Source organism: Bradyrhizobium sp. Kon10, from assembly GCF_055807395.1.
The window spans coordinates 141,347-160,775 of sequence record NZ_JBVVOZ010000014.1 but is presented as its reverse complement, the minus strand read 5'-3'; the positions used below and the strand labels follow the sequence as shown (position 1 = coordinate 160,775).

Here is a 19,429-nt window from a genome sequence, read left to right as displayed (position 1 = left end):
GCGACGCTCGCGGCTGTCGCATGCATTCCGTGTGCGAGGGGTCTATATTCGGGCCATGACACTGATCGCCGGCGTTGTCGCCATTATCACCCTTTATCTGCTGCTCCAGATGTTCCGCGCCGCCAATCCGGCGGTGCTGGCGCGTACCATCAAGCTCGGCGGCGGCGTGGTGGCGCTCGCGGTTGCGGCCTTCACGGGCTTGCGGGGCGAACTGGCGGTTGCGATTCCGCTGGGAATATTCGGAGCCGGGCTGCTCGGCTGGACGCCGCTGGCGAATGCTGGCTTCGGCAATATCGGTGGACTATTCGGCGGCGGCGCCACGCGCCCGTCCGGCAAGACCTCGCGCGTGCGCTCGCAATTCCTCGACATGCGGCTCGACCACGATTCTGGCGAGCTCACGGGCGACATCGTCGCCGGGCCGCACGCAGGGCGTGGTCTCCACGAGTTCGATCTCGCTGGCCTGCTGGCGATGGTCCCGGCGTTCGACGCCGAGAGCGTGGCGTTACTGGAAACCTATCTGGACCGCCGGTTTCCCGCTTGGCGTCAGAACGCGCAGGGCGACGCGGCAGGGGGGCAGCGCCGCACGGCGGCGAGCGGCAAAATGACGACGGAGGAGGCCTATCAGATCCTTGGCCTGCAGCCGGGCGCGGGGCGCGACGACATCGGCCGGGCGCACAAGTCCCTGATGAAGAAACTGCATCCCGACCAGGGGGGCTCGACGTACCTCGCTGCCCGTGTAAACGAGGCCAAGGACACTCTGCTTCGTACGCATAACGGCTGACTCCGGCACCACGCTACAAACGCTCGTACCGCGTGAGCTCCGCTGCTCTGTTCGCCGTCGCCGATGCCCGCCATTGCGGCGTGGTTGATCCCTTGCGTAAAGTTTTAACCGTAAATCGTTGACGAGAGGTTGTCGTGGGAACAGCGGCATCACCGCGTCCCAAAAACAAAAATGCCCGCGTAAGCCGCGGGCATTTTGATTGGGGCCGGGCGAGAGATCAGTTGCGCACGGTCATGCAGGAGATCTCGGCGCGCTTCAGGGCGCGGCATACGGCCTCGGCCTGATCCCGCTCCAGCCCGGCGAAGCGGGCGCGATAGAGCTTGCGATTGTCCTTGGCCACGACCGGCTCGGTGAACGGATCTGCCCTGCTGAGCAATCCACGGGCCGAGCTGCGCGCTGCGTCGATGCGCTGCTGGGCTTCGTTCTCGCTTTCGAGCGCGCCAACCTGGACGATCCAACCGCTGTGGGTGACGACCGGCCTGGTCGGGGCGCTCATCTGGACCGGCAGCGGCGCCGGATCGGCCGAGGCGAGCTTGGCGGCCGCGGGAGCGGCCGGCAAGACGCCCAGGATGCCGTTGCCGGTGCCGAAGCCCGCCGGCTGCTCAGGCAATTCAGCGCGGGCAGCCTCGGCTCTAGCTGGCTCTGGCTTGTTGGCGATATCGGCCTTGGCGACGACCGCGCCGGAGGTCTCCGCGACGTCGTTGCGAGGCGTAATCGTGTTAGTGACCTGCGGCGCGACTTGTGTCGGAGCAGCGGACGCGACCTTCACGGTGCCGGCCTTGACCTGAACCGTCTTGACCCGGACCGGCTTCATCGGCTCGGACGATCCCGGAATGAGCGACAGCGGCTGGCTCGAGATCACGCCATTGGTGAGCGGCGCGGGCTCGATCCTGGATTCGGTGGACTTGGCCTCAGGCTTGGGCTGGGCCGGCGGCATCGCGGCGGTTGCGGCGGCTGCCAGCGCCGACAGGCGCGAGGCCGGACGAGGCGCGGGTGCCTCGGGTGCGGCCGTGGCCTGAACCTGCGGAGCGAGGCGGGCCGGGGTGTCGGAGGCGTCGGCGACATCGGTGCTGGCGTCGGCGCCGCTGCGCTCGGTGACCGCCACGACCGTGTGAGTGGTCGCGCCCTTCTCGAGATTCTCCGCGAGCAAATTGCGCATGATGGCGTCGCGCGAACCGCCGCTGCGCCCGCCGAGCACGACCCCGATGAGGTGGCGGTTGCCGCGGCGCATCGAGGTCACGAGGTTGAAGCCAGAGGCGCGGGTGTAGCCGGTCTTGATGCCGTCCACGCCCTCGACGCTGCCGAGCAGGTGATTGTGGTTGCGGATCGACTCGCCGCGCCAAGTGAATGAGGTGGTCGAGAAATAGCGGTAGTAACGCGGGAAGCGTTCCTGGATGGCGCGGCCGAGCGTGGCCTGGTCGCGCGCGGTGGTGACCTGCTCGTCGTTGGGCAGGCCGTTGGCGTTGCGGTAGATCGTCTTGGACATGCCGAGCGCGCGCGCCTTGCGCGTCATCATCGCGGCGAAATCATCCTCGTCGCCGCCGATCGCTTCCGCGATCACCACCGCGGCGTCGTTGGCGGAGCGGGTGACGAGACCCTTGATCGCGTCCTCGACGCGGATGGTCTGGCCCGCACGCAGATTGAGCTTGGTCGGATCCTGGTCGGCGGCGCGCTGCGACACCGGCATCTCGGTGTCCAGTTTCATCTTGCCGGACTCGAGACGCTCGAACAGCAAATAGAGCGTCATGATCTTGGTGAGCGAGGCGGGATGGCGCAGCGCGTCGGGGTTGGTCGACTGGAGCACCGCGCCGGAATTGCCATCGACGATGATCGACGCGAATTGCGGGCTATAGCTCTCGGAATCACCGTGATGCACCCGGTGGTGCGCGTAGTGGCGCCGGGAGCGCCGTGCGTCCGCGGCATCGGTCGTGAAGATCACGGCTGTGGTGACCGTGAGAAGTCCGAAGATGCCAACCCGCGCCAAGCGCGAGGAAGACCAGTTGTTACGAAGCATGGAACCCCGTCCCCGTTTGTGACTTGATCACCGGCTCGTGAGGCGAAATTGTGCCCTGCGGACCCGGGATCATTACCTGCTCAAGCTGTCCCTCCGCCGTTGCTCGCTGCGGGGGACGTTAGCCTGAGCCGCTGTTCTGGCTAAGGTGGTGTTCTCAAACGGCTTTTGACCGTCTGCGGAAGGTGAACACGTGCGGGAATCAGGGTAGGGGCCCGGGGTTTCCAAAAGCTTAAGAAAGCATTGCGGGAACAATCGGGAATTTCTGCAACTTGCATTCATTTTTGTGCGTCGCACAAGATTGTTGACTTTTTTGTGCGTTGCACTAATTGTGGGCAGAGTCAGGGAGCCGGGCTTCCGGACCAAAGCCAGGGAAAAGGGATCCAAGATGTTCAAGGTTGAAGACTTTCAGAACTACGGCAAAGAGCATTTCGAGCAGTATGTCGCCTCCGCCACCACGGTGCAGCACGGCATTCAGGCGATCGCCAGCGCCTATGGCGACTACACCAAGAAGTCGTTTGAAGACACCAAGTCCTTCGTCGAGAAGCTTTCCGGCGTGAAGTCGCTGGACAAGGCGATGGAAGCGCAGACCGATTTCGCCCGTTCCGCCTACGAGACCTTCGTCACGGAATCGCAGAAGATCGCCGGCCTCTACAGCGATCTCGCCAAGCAGGCGTTCAAGCCGGTTGAGACCATCGTGTCGAAGTTCACCCCGGCCGCCAACTGATCTTTCTGGAAGTCCTGGAATCAAAAGCCCGGCTGAAGCAGCCGGGCTTTTTTTAGTTCGGGAGCGGCGGCGGCTCCTAGGTGTGACGCGAAGCTTCGACGCAAGTTTGCCGATGTCCTTGAACACGAGACGGTCTGGGCCGCCGAGGCGATCAGGTCGAAATTCTCGGCGCTGCTGGCGCAACATTGCAGCACACGCGCTGCCATTGCCGCAGTCATTTTGGGCCACGCCGTTGAACTACGGGCAAGTTGGACCGTAGAAAAGCGGAGCCACTCCTCGCGCCAAGCCGCTGCGGTTCATGCGCACTCAGGTTCCTGGTCTCCACGTTCCAAGCAATCGCGTTGGAAGCTTTTGTCAAATCAGTCCGGATTGATTAACGTTCGCGGGGATCGCCGGGCCGGGAATCGGGGCTTCCGCGACGCATCGGCCGGATCTTCGCGCGCTTGCGGCGAGCCGGAAGCGGCCCCATATTCCCTGCAATCGATCCGGGTTGAACCGGACCGGTTGGAAGCGGCGATCCACCAAGGCGGCGCGCTGTGCGAGGCACCCAAGTCGCGGGCCTGCGCGGCGGACCGTCATTCGCTTCCGTGGGGAATTTGAACGCCTGAGCCATGCCGCAACTGACTTCCAGACCAGACCTGTCCGCGGCTGCCGCCGCCCACGCTCCCCGGATGAGCAACGACGAGAACCGTTCCGGGGGCCCGACGGGTCCGAACACGTCGGTGATCACCAAGGTCAAGCCGAAGACCAAGCGGCCGAACCTTTATCGCGTGCTGATCCTGAACGACGACTACACGCCGATGGAGTTCGTCGTCCATGTGCTAGAGAAGTTCTTCCAGAAGGACATCGAGGCCGCGACCAAGATCATGCTGCACGTCCATCATCACGGCATCGGCGAGTGCGGCGTGTTCACCTACGAGATCGCGGAGACCAAGGTGACGCAGGTGATGGATTTCGCCCGCAAGCACCAGCATCCCCTGCAATGCGTGATGGAAAAAAAGTAGGCGATCACGGCCTTCCTGGCCGGCGCATGTTCTGTGTAGCAGTGTGATCGTCGACTGATGCCTCCTGCATGTCCGTTGCGGCCGGCAAACGGGCGGAAATTTGTGCCGGCGCCAATCCCGCCCAAATGGGAACGGGTTTTGCATCGAAAATACCGCAGGTACGTCGCCGCCGACTCGCGGAACCGGTCTTACGCCGCGATCTTGGATAACTATATGTGACAAAGGTTGTTGTTGCCTGACCGGGCGATGGCGATCATGATGGTGGGGGCCATAGAGGACGCGAATGCCGACTTTTTCTCAAAGCCTTGAACAATCCCTGCATCGTGCACTGGCGATCGCCAACGAGCGTCATCACCAATATGCGACGCTCGAGCATCTCTTGCTCTCCTTGATCGACGATTCCGATGCAGCCGCCGTCATGCGCGCCTGTAGCGTCGATCTCGACAAGCTCCGCACGAGCCTCGTCAATTATCTTGAAACCGAATTCGAGAATCTGGTGACGGATGGCGCCGACGATGCCAAGCCGACCGCCGGCTTCCAGCGCGTGATCCAGCGCGCGGTCATCCACGTGCAATCCTCCGGCCGCGAAGAGGTGACCGGCGCCAACGTCCTGATCGCGATCTTCGCCGAACGCGAAAGTCATGCCGCGTATTTCCTGCAAGAGCAGGACATGACGCGCTACGACGCGGTCAACTACATCAGCCACGGCATCGCCAAGCGTCCGGGTGTCTCCGAGGCGCGGCCGGTGCGCGGCGTCGACGAGGAGACCGAGACCAAGGGCAGCGAGGACGCCAAGAAGAAGGGCGAGGCGCTCGAAACCTATTGCGTCAATCTCAACAAGAAGGCCCGCGACGGCAAGATCGATCCCGTGATCGGACGCAATTCCGAGATCAACCGCGCGATCCAGGTGTTGTGCCGCCGGCAGAAGAATAACCCACTGTTCGTGGGCGAAGCCGGCGTCGGCAAGACCGCGATCGCGGAGGGCCTCGCCAAGCGCATCGTCGACAGCGAGGTGCCGGACGTTCTGGCGGCTGCGACTGTGTTCTCGCTTGACATGGGCACGCTGCTCGCCGGCACGCGCTACCGCGGCGACTTCGAGGAGCGCCTGAAGCAGGTGCTGAAGGAACTTGAGGCGCATCCGAATGCGATCCTGTTCATCGACGAGATCCACACCGTGATCGGTGCGGGCGCGACCTCGGGCGGAGCGATGGATGCATCGAACCTGCTCAAGCCGGCGCTGGCCTCGGGCACCATCCGCTGCATGGGCTCGACGACCTACAAGGAATACCGGCAGCACTTCGAGAAGGACCGCGCGTTGGTGCGGCGTTTCCAGAAGATCGACATTAACGAGCCGACGGTCGAGGATGCGATCGCGATCCTCAAGGGCCTCAAGCCGTATTTCGAAGACTACCACCGGCTGAAATACACCAATGAGGCGATCGAGGCTGCGGTCCAGCTCTCCTCGCGCTACATCCACGACCGCAAGCTGCCCGACAAGGCGATCGACGTGATCGACGAGTCGGGCGCGGCGCAGATGCTGGTCGCCGAGAACAAGCGTAAGAAGACCATCGGTATCAAGGAGATCGAGACCACGATCGCCTCGATGGCGCGGATCCCGCCGAAGAGCGTGTCGAAGGACGATGCCGAGGTGCTCAAGCATCTCGAGCAGACCCTGAAGCGCACGGTGTTCGGCCAGGACAAGGCGATCGAGTCGCTTGCGGCATCGATCAAGCTGGCGCGCGCCGGCTTGCGCGAGCCGGAGAAGCCGATCGGCTGCTACCTGTTTTCGGGCCCGACCGGCGTCGGCAAGACGGAGGTGGCAAAGCAGCTTGCGGCAAGCCTCGGCGTCGAGCTGTTGCGCTTCGATATGTCCGAATACATGGAGCGGCACACCGTGTCGCGCCTGATCGGCGCACCTCCCGGCTATGTTGGCTTCGACCAGGGTGGTCTGCTCACCGACGGCGTCGACCAGCATCCGCATTGCGTGGTGCTGCTCGACGAGATCGAGAAGGCGCATCCCGACCTCTACAACGTGCTGCTTCAGATCATGGACCACGGCCGGCTCACCGACCACAATGGCAAGCAGGTCAATTTCCGCAACGTGATCCTGATCATGACCACGAACGCGGGCGCGTCGGATCTGGCCAAACAGGCGTTCGGCTTCACGCGATCCAAGCGGGAAGGCGACGACCACGAGGCGATCAACCGGCAGTTCGCGCCGGAATTCCGCAATCGTCTCGATGCCGTCGTGTCGTTCGGCCATCTCAGCGTCGAGGTGATCGGCACGGTGGTGGAGAAGTTCGTGCTCCAGCTCGAGGCCCAGCTCGGCGACCGCGACGTCACGATCGAGCTGTCCGAACCGGCCAAGGCGTGGCTGGTCCAGCACGGCTATGACGAGCAGATGGGCGCGCGGCCGATGGCCCGTGTGATCCAGGAGCACATCAAAAAGCCGCTCGCCGACGAAGTGCTGTTCGGCAAGCTCAAGGGCGGCGGTCACGTCCGCGTCGTCCTGGTCAAGGACGAGGCCGACGAGACCAAAGACAAGATCGGCTTCGAGTTCGTCGAGGGACCGGTGACGCCGAAGCAGGAGAAGCTGCCCGCCCGCAAGCGTCCGCCGGGCAAGTCCAAGCCGGGTGGTCCCGGCGGCTCGAAGGGGCCGACGTCGAAGGGACCGCTGGTCAAGGTCTGATCGCAGCTCGCAGGAATCGGAAAGGCCGGCTGAGAAGCCGGCCTTTTTCGTTTTGGCACCGCGCGGGCTCTCACCTGCCGGCTTCGGGTGCCTCCCTTATTCGCCGCGCAGGCGCTGGTCGTCTTGCACGCGGACATGCTCGGCGCCGCGCGCGCCCGTGGGTGAGAGCCGCAGCATGCTCAGCATGGCGCCGCACAGGGCGAAGCCGACGGCGGTGAGCAGCGCGATCCGGGTTCCCTCCAATGGATAGCGGCCGAGGAAGAGCGCTACCAGTGCCGCGCCCGTGGTCTGGCCGAGCAGCCGTGCCGTACCGAGCATGCCGCTTGCGCCGCCGGAGCGCTCACGCGGCGCGGCAGCTATCATGGTGCGGTTGTTCGGCGTCTGAAACAGGCCGAAGCCGGCGCCGGCCAGCGCCATCCGCCAGATGACGTCAAGCGGTGTCGGCGCTGCGGGCAGGAAGGCGAGCGCGCCGAGGCCGCAGGCAAACAGTGTCAGCCCGATGCCGCCGAGCAGGCCCGCTGGATAATGCTCGACCAGACGGCCGGCGAGGGGGGCTGCGAAGGCCACCGCGATCGGCCATGGCGTGATCAAGAGGCCCATATGCACCGCCGAATAACCAAACCGGCTCTGCAGGTAAAAGGGGATCGCGACGAAGGCCAGCATCTGCCCACAGAACGAAGCGATCGACGTCGCAATCGACAGCCCGAAGACGGGGATGCGCAGCAGATCAATGGGGAGAAGCGGCGAGGCCATGTGGGTTTCGCGGTAGATCAACAGCAGCCCGGCGACAATGGCGATTGCGAACTGGACCAGGCAGGTGACGAGCGCCTCGCCATGACCGACGCTGTCGATCGCGGCGATACCGACGCCGAACGTGATCGCCGAGAGACCCGCGCTCTGCCAGTCGAAGGAGCGGCCCGCGAGCTTGGTGTGGGGCAGGCTGCGCCAGCCGAACGCCAGCGTCACCACGCCGAGCGGCACGTTGATGGCGAATAGCCAGGGCCAGCTTCCAACCGCGAGAATGCCGGCCGCGATCGTCGGGCCGACTGCGGCCGAGAAAGCCACGACGAGCGCGTTGAGCCCGATGCCGCGGCCGAGCAGGCGACGCGGATAGGTGAAGCGCACCAGCGCCGCGTTGACGCTCATGATCCCGGCCGCGCCGAACCCCTGCACGATGCGCGCGATCGTCAGCAGCGGCAACGTATGCGCCAGCGCACAGAACGCGGATGCAAGCGTGAACAGCACGAGCCCAACCAGGTAGACACGACGATAACCGACGATCTCGCCCAGCGAGGCCAGCGGCAGCAGCGAGATCGTGATCGCGAGCTGGTACCCGTTGACGATCCAGATCGAGAAGGCCGGGCTCGCGTTCAGATCGGCCGCGATCGTCGGCAGCGCCACGTTGGCGATGGCGCTGTCGACCACGGCCATGATGATGCCGAGCGCAATGGTCAGGACCGCCTGATTGCGCTGCGGCTGCGGCAGGCCATCGGCATGCTCGATCGGGACAGATGACATGGTGGAGGCGTGGTTGATTCGAGCCGTAACTGATCTCCGGACTAGGAAATTGCGAGATGCATCGCAACCCGGCAGGACACGGACAGTTCCTGCTTCGGGAGCGGGTCCCCCGGCGCCGCGGGCATGGATCAGGACGGCTTTCGCGGCTTCACCAGCGCGATGCCGACTTTCCGAAAAGAAAGAGCACGACGAGGCCCACCGTCACCGCCGTCGAAGCGATCAGGACAGTGCGATCCCAGTCGATCCGCGTCCGGTCCGAGCGGTTGAAATTGAGAGCCGTGAACAGGGCCTTCATGGCAAATCGGCGCATCGGGCGGCCTCGCGAGGGCCTGCACGATGCCACGCCCGGTGCCGGCCGGCTTGATGCAGCTCAACTCAATGCCGCAACTGGCTCTGCCGGAAGTCGCGCGGCGACATGCCAAAATGCTCGCGGAAGACCCGGCCGAAATGCGAAAGATCGTTGAAGCCCCACGCGAAGGCGATCTCGCTGATGTGACGGTGGGCGAGCACGGGCGAGGCAAGGTCGCGCCTGCATTGCGCGAGGCGCTCGGCCAGCACATGGCGTTGGAACGAGGTGTCCTCGTCGGCGAGGAGATCATTGACGTAGCGCGGCGAAATGCCGAGCGCAGCAGCGGTCTCTGGCAGCGAGAGGTCGGGATCGGCAAGGTTACTGCGAATGTGCGCCTTCAACCTGTAGAGCAGCGCGGAGCGATGGGTCGAGGACGGCAACGAATGGTTGCCGAGCCGTTCGCTCAGCGACATCGCCAGCAGATCGACCGCCTGCTCCGACAGAGCGGCGGCATTGGTCGGCGCCAGCCGGTCCACGCTCTGGCAGAGCCTGAAGATAAAATCATAGGCGAGCCGCTCGAGCGGAACGTCGGCGCCGAACGAGATCGCGGTGAGTGACTCCGTGCCGCCGAGCCGCCGCTGCAACATCTCGCGCGGCACCTTGAAGATGGTCTGCGTGAACGTGTCGTTGAACTTCAGCTCATAGGGACGCGTGGTGTCGTATAGGGCGAACTCGCCGGGATGGATCAAAGTCTCGCGGCCGTCCTGGACGACGCCGCCGTCGCCGCAATTGCCGAGCGCGACGAGAACGAAATCCTGATCCGAGCGCGCGATGCGCGAGGGCGTGCGGAAAACGTGCTGGCGGTCGGAGCTGACCTCGGAGCACACGGCCTTGCCGAGCGAAGCCTGCGTGACCGAGCCGTGAAAGGCGCTGCCAAGGTCCGACTTGCAGTCGAGCCCGACAAAGACGTCGCAGACGATGTCCTGCCAGAGGGCGAGCCGGCGGTAGCCCGGGCTGCCTTCCGTCGTGAACTGGATTGGCATCGCGCAACCCTCCCTTTCACACCCAGCAAAACCGCATGGTGGCACAGATCCAGCCTGACCGCAGGCAAGTTCCGTACCGGGGTGGCAATTCCTTCCGGTCGAGTTTTTGTTCCGTCCTGGTCGAGCGCCCGGCCTCCCGGCTTGCTCAAACAGACTGCATCGGACGTGGCTTCCGATCAACCGGCAATGGAGGTGGCAATGGGCATCGAACATCCGAAATACAAGGTGGCGGTGGTGCAGGCGGCGCCTGCCTGGCTCGACCTCGACGGCTCGATCGAGAAGTCCATCGCCCTCATCCGGGAGGCGGCCGAAAAGGGCGCGAAGCTGATCGCGTTTCCGGAAGCTTTCATCCCTGGTTACCCCTGGCATATCTGGATGGACTCGCCGGCCTGGGCCATCGGCCGCGGCTTTGTGCAGCGCTATTTCGACAATTCGCTCGCCTATGACAGCCCGCAGGCCGAGAAGCTGCGCGCCGCCGTGCGCAAGGCGAAGCTGACGGCCGTGATCGGCCTGTCCGAACGGGACGGCGGCAGTCTTTATCTGGCGCAATGGCTGATCGGGCCCGACGGCGAGACCATCGCAAAGCGCCGCAAGCTGCGGCCGACCCATGCCGAGCGCACGGTCTATGGCGAGGGCGACGGCAGCGATCTCGCCGTTCACGCGCGATCCGATATCGGCCGCATCGGCGCGCTGTGCTGCTGGGAGCATCTCCAGCCGCTGTCGAAATACGCCATGTACGCCCAGAACGAGCAGGTCCATGTCGCGGCCTGGCCGAGCTTTTCGCTCTACGATCCCTTTGCGCCGGCGCTCGGCGCCGAGGTCAATAACGCCGCCTCGCGCGTCTACGCGGTCGAAGGCTCGTGCTTCGTGCTGGCGCCTTGCGCGACAGTATCTCAAGCCATGATCGACGAGCTCTGCGACCGGCCTGACAAGAACGCGCTGCTGCATGTGGGCGGCGGGTTCGCCGCGATTTACGGACCCGACGGTAGCCAGATCGGTGACAGGCTGGCGCCGGACCAGGAGGGGCTGTTGATGGCCGAGATCGATCTTGGAGCGATTGGCGTTGCCAAGAACGCGGCGGATCCCGCCGGGCATTATTCGCGGCCCGACGTGACGCGGCTGCTGCTCAACAAGAAACGATACCAGCGCGTCGAGCAATTCGCGCTGCCGGTCGACACAGTCGAGCCAACGGACATCGCGGCGGCGGCGAGCTGAGCATCTCGGGAGAGGGTATCGCCATGGACATCGAATCCGCAATTCCCGTGCACCTCGAATCGACGCGCTCGCGCCACAAGCGGGTGCCGGATGATTACCAGCCGCCATATCCCTCGTTCGTGGCGCGCTACAAGCCCGCAATCAGCCACGTCGTGATGGCCTATTTTGGCGTGCAGCATCGCGGCGCGCTGCCGGCGGCCGCGACGGAAGCGCTCGCGGAAATCGGCCGGTGCTTCACGGCCGAAGCCAGTCCCTCGCATTGGGACCGCGCGCACTATGTCGATCAGGCTGGTTACGACAACGTGGTCTCGGTTGCCTATTGGGACGACGTCGCGCGCTTCGATGTCTGGTTTGCAGCGGCGCGCGAGGCCTGGACCGGAAAGCAGCGAGACGGCATCGGCACTTTCATCGAGGTGCTGCGCCCGTCAGTCGCGCGGCACGAGACCTTGTTTTCGTCGCTCGGCCGGCCCGAGGGGGTCGCCGCCATCGCCGACGGCATGAGCGGGGAGGTGCAGGAGCACGCCTATTGGGGCGGTATGCGCGACCGCATCCCGCTGTCGCAGACCGACGCGATGGCGCCGGCCGGTGCGCCGGAGCTGATCCGCGATGGCGCGCGGCTGCGGGTTCAGGCGCATGACAATCTCTGCCTGATCCGCTCCGGTCAGGACTGGAGTGACACGGAGGCGTCGGAGCGGAAACTTTACCTCGACGACGTCGAGCCGGTGTTGCGCGAGGGCATGGATTTCCTGCGCGACGACGGCCTCGCGATTGGCTGCTTTGCAAACCGCTACATGCGCGTGCTCTCGGCTGACGGCAGTACGAGCGAAAAATCCTACGGCCAGAGCTGGTGGCAGAGCCTCGCCGCGCTGGAACGCTGGGCGGAGTCGCATCCGACCCATGTCAGGATTTTCGGCGCGGCGATGAAGTATCTCTCCGCGCTCGGGCCGTCGGCAAAACTGCGGCTCTATCACGAGGTCACTGTCGCAACCGCGGACGAACAATTCTTCGAATATCTGAATTGCCATTCGAAAACGGGCATGTTGGCGGCAGTCGAGACCGTAAGCGCCTAACCCAGGCAATGGCCGAGCAGTTCGGCGTGTGCGGCGCAGATGTGATGCGCGCCGGCATCCCTCAGCTCGGCCTCGCTGCCATAGCCATAGAGCACGCCGATCGCGGTCATGCCATTGCTGCGGGCGCCGATGACGTCATGGCTGCGGTCGCCGATCATGATGGCGCTGCTCGCATCGACTTTGGCCTCGTCGAGCGCGTAGCGGAGGAGGTCGCGCTTGTCGACCCGCGTGCCGTCGAGCTCGGAGCCGAACACCCGCTCGAAATACGGCTTCAGGCCAAAATGCTCGACGATGCGGGTGGCATAGACCGCTGGCTTGCTGGTGGCGACGAACATGCGCGGCGTTGTCGCTGCAAGCGTCGCCAGGGTGTCCACGATACCGGCATAGGCTTCGTTCTCGAACAGGCCGATCTCGCTGAAGCGTTCGCGATAGAGGAGCAGCGCGCGATCGGTCAGCTCGTCGCTCCCGGTGAGCCTTTTCAGGCTGGCGTGCAGCGGTGGTCCGATGCACCAGGTCAGTTCGTCCTCGGCCGGCACCGCGAGGTCAAGCCGCTGCAGGGCGTGCTGGATCGAGCGCGTGATCCCGGGCTTTGGGTCGGTCAGGGTGCCGTCGAGATCGAAATAGATTGTAGCCATGCTGGCGCTGCCCGTGTTGATAGTGGCGTCTGTTGATGCCCGTACCGCTTTAAAGCTCGCTATTGATGGAGGGCAAGCGTAGAGTCGTACGATCACCGCCCTTCCCACGGCTTCCATAAGTCTTGTGACTGCCCGATCCTCCGCAAGTCCGAAAGCGGCGCGCTACGGACGGCAGCGAGACCGGCATCGAACAAGTTCGCCGTCCCTGGTCGGGGTCGAGCAGATAATGGCGGAGGAGCACAGATGAACCAGCGACTTGAAATATTGAAGAAGGCCCGCGATCGCATGATCGAGGACCGAGACCCCCATGCGAAAGTTCTGGCCGCTCCCTTCGATCATGACAAGGCCGAGCGGGCGCGGAACAAATTCGTCGAGCTCCAAACGCTGATCGATGCCCTGGACCGCGCAATCACCGCAGAAATGCCGGTCTCGCCGCAGGACCGAAGCGGGCAGTAGCCGAAACCTTATTGCTGTCCCGCCCATTCGACGATCGCGGCCGCATCCGCACCGGCCCGGGCTTTCCAGGTCGTGATCGCGCCCGTTGCGGCCGTTCGAAGCGCTGCGATGAGCGACGCCGGCGCGGGCTCTGCGATGCGGACGCCGTTGTCGCGCATCCGCGCATAGTTCTCGGAGGTGCGATGAGCCAGCAGCGCGAACTGGCTCTGCTCGGTTTCGGCTGCGGCGGCCAGCACCTCGCCCTGCATCGGCTCGGACAGCGCGGCGAATGCCTCGCTGCGGATGAAGGCGATCGAGACCGGCATCGCGTAGTTGATGGCCGTGAAATACGGCAGGAAGTCCCACAGCTTGCGTCCCGCACCGCCATCACCAGAGGTGAGGAACGCATTCAGCCGATGCTCCCTGAGCGCCGTGATGGCCATGTCCATCGGCAAGAATTGCGCATTGGCGCCGGCCGCGCGCATCACCTCGGTCGAATTGCTGTCGTAGCCTCGCACGTTGAGCTTCGGTAAATCGTCGGCCCCTGCAAGCGACCCCTCCGACCAGAGGCCCGTCGCCGGCCAGATCGTCAGATAGAGCAGCTTGAGGCCGCGCGCTGCCAGCGCCTTCTCGTAGAGCGGGCGCGCCCGCGCATTAGCGATGCGGGCCATTTCGACCGATTGGACCAGGAAGGGCAGGGTGGACAGACCGAGGACCGGGTCGAGCCCGGAGAGCGCGCCCGCCAAGGCATCGCCGCCGGCGATCCGGTCGTCCAGCGCCGCGCGCGGCATGTCGCCCGAGCTGATCTTGAGCTCGTTGTCGAAGGCGTTGGTCACGGTGACGAAACCCTTCGTCCGTGCGGCGACGCGATCGGCGAAACTGGTGAGCCCGATCCCGGAAATGTTGTTTTGCGGGTATTCCGTGGTCATCCGCCAGTTGACCTGCGCCATGGCCGGCGCCGCGGACAGGACGAGCACGGCGAGGGCAAGGATCGCTTGGATCCGTTGGGCAGGGGAGCGCATTGGGAGAAACGGGTCAGGCCGCATATATTATCAACTCGTCGAACCATGGCACGATGCCACAACATGGCAGATCACCTTGTTGCATGCTGCGCCGGCGCGCGCCACCATCCTGCCTGTACGTGGTTGGTGCAGATCGTATTGCGCGTCATCGGTGTGCTGCTTGTCTCGCTCACACAGGCGGCGGCATGGGACAGTTCACCGGCAAAAACCGACGTCGCGGTGCCGAGCGTCGAGGAACTTGCGAGGCCGCCGGAGAAGCCGGCGGATGCCCGTGAGAGCGACACCCGGGAGTCGATCTGCCTGATCATCGAGGCTGCCGCGCGCGACGCCAACCTGCCGCTGGAGTTCTTCGCCCGCGTGATCTGGCAGGAAAGCCGCTTCCAGGCCGATGCGGTGGGTCCGACCACGCGCAGCGGCGAGCACGCGCAGGGAATCGCACAGTTCATGCCGGGCACCGCGAGCGAGCGCGGGCTGCTCAATCCGTTCAATCCGGTGCAGGCGCTGCCGAAGTCGGCGGAGTTTCTCAACGAGCTGCGCAACCAGTTCGGCAATCTCGGCCTGGCTGCCGCGGCCTACAATGCCGGGCCGCGACGGGTGCAGGAATGGCTGGCCGGCACCGGTGGGATGCCGGAGCAGACCCGCAACTACGTCTATGCCATCACTGGCGCGACGGTCGATGCGTGGGCCAAGGCAGGCGCGACCGGCAAAGGGCCGCCGAGTTCACCGCCGACGAGCTGTCGCGATCTGATGGCGCTGTTGAAGCGGGCGCCAAATCCCTTCGTCGCCGAGCTCGAGCAGCATGTGCAGCTTGCCGCCGCCAAGGTCTGGGGCGTGCAGCTCGCCGCCGGCTTCGACCGCAACAAGGCGCTGGCGATGTATTCCCGCGCCGTGACGCGCCTGAACGCCGTAATCGGTGACCGCGACCCGAGCCTGCTCTCCTCGGTGATGCGCAGCCGCGGCACGCGCCCCTTCTATCTGGTCCGCATCGGCGCCGACACGCGCAGCGAGGCCGATGACCTGTGCAACCGGATCCGCAAGGCTGGCGGCGCCTGTTTCGTGCTGAAGAACCGCGCCTGAGCGGGCACGGGGCGAATCTCTCTCCCTTGTCATTCCGGGGCGCGCCTCTGGGGCGCGGATCTCTGTGGCCGAATGCATTCCGGGCTCACGACTTCCTCGTGCCCCGGAATGACGGGTAGTGTCTTTGCCGGAGTGGTCACCGGTGAGGTCTTCCTGCTGGCCGGCAAGTGGTGGTTGGGCTAAAACCGCTTCCGAACAGCGAGGAAGTGGAAATATGGTTCGCCAAAACGAGCTCCGCGAGGGCGAGATCGCGATCGAGTTGCCGTCGACGCAGGATGCCGGACTGGTCTTCATTGGCCGCATCCGCACGCCCTGGACCTCACGGCTGGAGACGCCGCGGCAAGGCCGTCACGACGGCCCGGTGTGCCGGCTCGAGATTTTCGATCCGTTCGTTCCGGCGATCAAGGGTGTCGACTTCTACAGCAATCTCGAAGTGCTCTACTGGCTCGACAAGTCGCGCCGCGACATCGTCTTGCAGAGTCCGAAGAACAACCAGAACACCCGCGGCACGTTCTCGCTGCGCTCGCCGGTGCGGCCCAATCCGATCGGCACCTCGATCGTCAAGCTCGTCGGTATCGAGGGCAATACGATTTTGGTTCGCGGCCTCGACTGCATCGACAACACGCCGCTGATCGACCTCAAGCCCGACCGCTGCGAGTTCACGCCGCTCGCTGCGCCGCAGGCGGGAGACTTTCAGACGGAGTAGTCCGTCATTCCCGGGCGCGCCGAAGACGCGAGCTATGATGCGCAATTGCGCATCTGAGAATCCATCGGGCATCAGAGACGGTGGTGAAATGGATTCCGGGTTCGACGCTTTGCGTCGCCCCGGAATGACAGGTGGAGAAAGTCAACCCGCCTGCAACGCCGCGATCAGCTTGGCCGCATTTTCTTCCAGTACCTTCACGTCTTCCTTGCGGCTCGCGGGCGGCAGCATCGCCACGCCGTCGTGGCGGGGCATCACGTGCATGTGGAGATGAAAGACGACTTGTCCGCCAGCGGGCTCGTTGAACTGCTGAACCGTGATGCCGTCGGCCTTGAACGCCTTCATTGCGGCAGCGGCGATCTTGTGTGCGCCGCGGGCGACATGGGCGTAGTCGTCGGACTTGATATCGAGGATGTTGCGGGCAGGCACCTTCGGGATCACCAGCGTGTGGCCGGGTACGCGCGGCATGATGTCGAGGAAGGCGAACACGTGCTCGTCCTCATAGACCTTATGGCAGGAAAATTCGCCGCGCAGGATCTTTGCGAAGATGTTGTTGGGGTCGTAGGCGGTCATGGCAGCTCCTCGGCGGCTCCCTCAATTTTGCGCTTACTGTCACCAGCCACAGCGAACCGTCAAGGCGCCTCGTCGGCGCCTTTCCGGAACGGGCCGAGCTCGGCCAGCTCGCGGCCGGCTTCCGCGACGTAGGCGCGCTCGCGCTTGAGGTAATCGTCGATGGCGCGGCGCAGGCCCGGATCGGCGATGAAGTGGGCGGAATGGGTCGTCTGCGGCAGGTAGCCGCGCGCGATCTTGTGCTCGCCCTGCGCGCCGGCCTCGACGGCTCTGAGCCCGTGCTTGATCGCAAAATCGATCGCCTGATAGTAGCAGACCTCGAAATGCAGGAACGGATGATGCTCGACTGCGCCCCAGTTGCGCCCGAACAGCGTGTCCGAGCCGATGAAGTTGATCGCGCCCGCGATCCAGCGATTGTCACGGCGTGCCATCACCAGCAGCACATCTTCGCTCATGGTCTCGCCGATCAGTGAGAAGAATTCGCGCGTCAGGTACGGCCGCCCCCATTTGCGCGAGCCGGTCTCCATGTAGAATGTGAAGAACGCATCCCAGGCATCTTCGGTGATGTCTTTTCCCGTCAGCCAGTGAATGGTGACGCTGGCGGCGAGTGCGTCGCGCCGCTCGCGCTTGATCGACTTGCGATGGCGTGAATTGAGCGTTGCCAGGAAATCGTCGAAGCTTGCAAAGTCCTCATTGTGCCAGTGGAACTGCTGGTCGGTACGCTGAAGGAAGCCATGCTCCGCGAGCAGTTTCCATTCGTCCTCGCGGGCGAAGGTGACGTGCACCGAGGAGGCCTTGCTGACGCCGCACAGCGCGATGAGCCCGCTCGCCAGCGCCTCCGCAATGCGCTCGCGATCGACGCCGTCGCGGATCAGCAGCCGTGGCCCTGTCGCCGGTGTGAAGGGAACCGAGACTTGCAGCTTGGGATAATAGCGCCCGCCGGCGCGCTCATAGGCGTCAGCCCAGCCTCGGTCGAAGACGTATTCGCCCTGCGAGTGCGATTTCAGATAGCAGGGGACGATTCCGGCGACACGGCCGCCGATCTTGGCCACGAGATGCCGCGGTCCCCAGCCGGTCCGGATCGTGGCAGAACCCGATTTCTCGACAGCTGACAAAAACGCGTGTGAGACGAACGGGTTGTAGGCGGGTTTCAAGACGCTGGCGGAAGTGCCTGGCGGTCCGGATGAGGTTCCCGCGCCATGCCCGTTGCAAGCCTTGCCGGGATTGGCGCAGGCGTTCCAGTCTTCCGGCGACACTTCGCCAATCGAAGGTACGGCCTCAAGGGTGATTTCGGGGGATGTCATTGCGTCAAAGATCGTGCATTGCAGCAGCGACTTCAAGAGGGCGGCGCTAGGGTACGAACCCCTCAAAAATCATCTGATCGGCATACTGTCCGACGCGCGTCCGCTGCTCCGGCGTGCGCACGGTCCAGGCGAGCAGCGCGCAGCCGAACAGGTTCCGGGCGATCCATGGCGCCGGGGCCGGGAGGTGGTCGACCTTGAAGGCGACGAAGTGCGGCTGGGTCTGAAAGCCGTGGCGCAGGTACAGCATGTTCTGGCGTTGGACTGGCGTCAGCTTGGCCCAGTACTCGTCCTCATAGCTCCGCTGCGCGACGATGCCGCGTGGCCGCGAGGGCAACAGCTCGCGCAGCGCCAGCACCTGGTCGGGATCGAAGGACATGCCGACGGCCGGGCCGCTGTACGTCGAGAGCACCTCGGCCATCCGCTTCACCAGCTTGCGGTCGCCGTCAAAATGGCTCTTCAGCTCGATCACCAGCGGCACGCGGCCGGCGACGATCGTGCAGAGGTCACTGAGCGACATCATCCGCTCAGTGGTGTCCTTGAACCTGAGCGCCTTCAGCTCCGCCGCGGTTCTCTCGACCAGCCCGCCGGTGGCCTCGGTGAGGCGGCCGAGCGCGTGGTCGTGATGCACCATGGCTTCGCCGTCGGCGGAGAGCTGGATGTCGACTTCGACCGAGAAATTGCCGGCGATCGCAGCCTGCACCGCGCCCGGCATGTTCTCGACGATGCCACGCGAAATCTCATGCAGGCCGCGGTGGGCGACCGGCCGGGCTGTCAGCCAATCCGGAGCACGCATCGGCCTCAGGCGACCTCGAACACGCCTTCGACCTCGACCGCCGCATCCGCGGGCAGCGAGGCGACGCCGACGGTGGTGCGAGCGTGGCGGCCCTTGTCACCGAAGGCGGCGACCATCAGGTCGGAGGCGCCGTTCAGCACTTTCGGCCCGTCCAGGAAATCGGGCGCCGAGTTGATGAAGCCGCCGAGGCGCACCACGCGCACCACCTTGTCGAGGTCGCCGACCGCTGCCTTGACCTGGGCGAGCAGGTTGACGGCGCAGCCGCGCGCGGCCGCCGCACCATCTTCGAGCGAGACGCCGGCACCCAACTTGCCCTTGGCGATCAGTTTGCCGTCGGGTGCGAAGCAGACCTGGCCGGACACGAACAGTAAATTGCCGGTGCGCACGAACGGCACGTAGTTGGCCACGGGGGTGGGAGCCTCGTGCAGCTTGATGCCCTGTTCCGCCAGTTTCTGCTCGACCGTGCCCGCCATCTTCGACCTCGTTATCGGGGGAATTCATCAGCTCCGGACGCCTGAATTTCGCGGCCGGGCGCGCCCTGTT

At 64.7% G+C, this 19,429-nt stretch carries 19 protein-coding genes; 9 read left to right on the top strand and 10 right to left on the bottom strand.

Going from position 1 to position 19,429, the window contains the following annotated elements; all coding sequences use genetic code 11:
• The first annotated feature begins 55 nt into the window (after positions 1 to 55).
• Positions 56 to 781, top strand: a complete 726-nt coding sequence (locus AC0L2O_RS20830) for a DnaJ domain-containing protein (protein ID WP_473371007.1) — start codon at positions 56 to 58, stop codon at positions 779 to 781.
• 217 nt (positions 782 to 998) lie between these two features.
• On the opposite strand, the gene AC0L2O_RS20825 is transcribed toward AC0L2O_RS20830, so the two are convergent.
• The gene (locus AC0L2O_RS20825) at positions 999 to 2,795 is read right to left on the bottom strand and encodes a serine hydrolase (protein ID WP_473371006.1); all 1,797 of its coding nucleotides are present in this window, start codon (positions 2,793 to 2,795) and stop codon (positions 999 to 1,001) included.
• 385 nt (positions 2,796 to 3,180) lie between these two features.
• Between AC0L2O_RS20825 and AC0L2O_RS20820 the strand changes: the two genes are divergently transcribed.
• The 3 genes from AC0L2O_RS20820 to clpA all read left to right on the top strand — a co-directional run bounded on the left by AC0L2O_RS20820 (position 3,181) and on the right by clpA (position 7,212).
• Positions 3,181 to 3,519 (top strand): phasin family protein, encoded by a 339-nt coding sequence (locus AC0L2O_RS20820; RefSeq protein ID WP_369723218.1) that lies wholly within the window; start codon positions 3,181 to 3,183, stop codon positions 3,517 to 3,519.
• A 671-nt stretch (positions 3,520 to 4,190) separates the two neighbouring features.
• Entirely contained in the window at positions 4,191 to 4,523 is a 333-nt protein-coding gene (gene clpS, locus AC0L2O_RS20815) for an ATP-dependent Clp protease adapter ClpS (RefSeq protein ID WP_014494655.1), read from the top strand.
• A gap of 283 nt (positions 4,524 to 4,806) precedes the next feature.
• The gene (clpA, locus tag AC0L2O_RS20810) at positions 4,807 to 7,212 is read left to right on the top strand and encodes an ATP-dependent Clp protease ATP-binding subunit ClpA (protein ID WP_369723219.1); all 2,406 of its coding nucleotides are present in this window, start codon (positions 4,807 to 4,809) and stop codon (positions 7,210 to 7,212) included.
• Between the two features lie 96 nt (positions 7,213 to 7,308).
• Here clpA and AC0L2O_RS20805 read toward each other — a convergent pair whose 3' ends face one another.
• From AC0L2O_RS20805 to AC0L2O_RS20795, 3 genes are all read right to left on the bottom strand, one after another.
• Positions 7,309 to 8,730 (bottom strand): MFS transporter, encoded by a 1,422-nt coding sequence (locus tag AC0L2O_RS20805; protein WP_473371005.1) that lies wholly within the window; start codon positions 8,728 to 8,730, stop codon positions 7,309 to 7,311.
• A gap of 148 nt (positions 8,731 to 8,878) precedes the next feature.
• Positions 8,879 to 9,025 carry a hypothetical protein gene (locus AC0L2O_RS20800; protein ID WP_369726813.1) on the bottom strand — a complete coding sequence of 49 codons (147 nt, stop codon included), beginning with the start codon at positions 9,023 to 9,025 and terminating at the stop codon, positions 8,879 to 8,881.
• A gap of 80 nt (positions 9,026 to 9,105) precedes the next feature.
• Entirely contained in the window at positions 9,106 to 10,062 is a 957-nt protein-coding gene (locus tag AC0L2O_RS20795; RefSeq protein WP_369723221.1) for an AraC-like ligand-binding domain-containing protein, read from the bottom strand.
• Positions 10,063 to 10,260: 198 nt separating this feature from the next.
• Here AC0L2O_RS20795 and AC0L2O_RS20790 point away from each other — a divergent pair, with 198 nt between their 5' ends.
• Complete coding sequence (locus tag AC0L2O_RS20790; protein WP_369723222.1) at positions 10,261 to 11,277, top strand: carbon-nitrogen hydrolase family protein; 1,017 nt, start codon at positions 10,261 to 10,263, stop codon at positions 11,275 to 11,277.
• A gap of 29 nt (positions 11,278 to 11,306) precedes the next feature.
• A complete protein-coding gene (locus tag AC0L2O_RS20785) occupies positions 11,307 to 12,347 on the top strand; it encodes a phenylacetaldoxime dehydratase family protein (protein WP_473371035.1) in 1,041 nt (346 codons plus the stop codon).
• Here AC0L2O_RS20785 and AC0L2O_RS20780 read toward each other — a convergent pair.
• Entirely contained in the window at positions 12,344 to 12,982 is a 639-nt protein-coding gene (locus AC0L2O_RS20780; RefSeq protein WP_473371004.1) for an HAD family hydrolase, read from the bottom strand. The genes AC0L2O_RS20785 and AC0L2O_RS20780 overlap by 4 nt on opposite strands.
• 243 nt (positions 12,983 to 13,225) lie before the next feature.
• On the opposite strand from AC0L2O_RS20780, the gene AC0L2O_RS20775 reads away from it, so the two are divergent.
• Positions 13,226 to 13,438, top strand: a complete 213-nt coding sequence (locus tag AC0L2O_RS20775) for a hypothetical protein (protein WP_409188323.1) — start codon at positions 13,226 to 13,228, stop codon at positions 13,436 to 13,438.
• 8 nt (positions 13,439 to 13,446) lie between these two features.
• On the opposite strand, the gene AC0L2O_RS20770 is transcribed toward AC0L2O_RS20775, so the two are convergent.
• Entirely contained in the window at positions 13,447 to 14,463 is a 1,017-nt protein-coding gene (locus tag AC0L2O_RS20770; RefSeq protein WP_473371003.1) for a TRAP transporter substrate-binding protein, read from the bottom strand.
• A gap of 21 nt (positions 14,464 to 14,484) precedes the next feature.
• Here AC0L2O_RS20770 and AC0L2O_RS20765 point away from each other — a divergent pair, with 21 nt between their 5' ends.
• A complete protein-coding gene (locus AC0L2O_RS20765; protein WP_473371002.1) occupies positions 14,485 to 15,516 on the top strand; it encodes a transglycosylase SLT domain-containing protein in 1,032 nt (343 codons plus the stop codon).
• A 214-nt stretch (positions 15,517 to 15,730) separates the two neighbouring features.
• Positions 15,731 to 16,222 (top strand): tRNA (N6-threonylcarbamoyladenosine(37)-N6)-methyltransferase TrmO, encoded by a 492-nt coding sequence (gene tsaA, locus AC0L2O_RS20760; protein ID WP_473371001.1) that lies wholly within the window; start codon positions 15,731 to 15,733, stop codon positions 16,220 to 16,222.
• A gap of 141 nt (positions 16,223 to 16,363) precedes the next feature.
• Here tsaA and AC0L2O_RS20755 read toward each other — a convergent pair whose 3' ends face one another.
• Genes AC0L2O_RS20755 through AC0L2O_RS20740 form a run of 4 tightly spaced genes read right to left on the bottom strand, consistent with a single transcriptional unit; the run spans position 16,364 to position 19,359 of the window.
• Complete coding sequence (locus AC0L2O_RS20755) at positions 16,364 to 16,792, bottom strand: HIT domain-containing protein (protein WP_369723226.1); 429 nt, start codon at positions 16,790 to 16,792, stop codon at positions 16,364 to 16,366.
• Positions 16,793 to 16,851: 59 nt separating this feature from the next.
• Positions 16,852 to 18,093 (bottom strand): GNAT family N-acetyltransferase, encoded by a 1,242-nt coding sequence (locus tag AC0L2O_RS20750; protein ID WP_473371000.1) that lies wholly within the window; start codon positions 18,091 to 18,093, stop codon positions 16,852 to 16,854.
• Between the two features lie 46 nt (positions 18,094 to 18,139).
• Entirely contained in the window at positions 18,140 to 18,886 is a 747-nt protein-coding gene (locus AC0L2O_RS20745) for a glycerophosphodiester phosphodiesterase (RefSeq protein WP_409188328.1), read from the bottom strand.
• Positions 18,887 to 18,891: 5 nt separating this feature from the next.
• Positions 18,892 to 19,359, bottom strand: coding sequence for a RidA family protein (locus AC0L2O_RS20740; protein WP_409188329.1), 468 nt, complete (start codon positions 19,357 to 19,359; stop codon positions 18,892 to 18,894).
• Between the last annotated feature and the right edge of the window lie 70 nt (positions 19,360 to 19,429).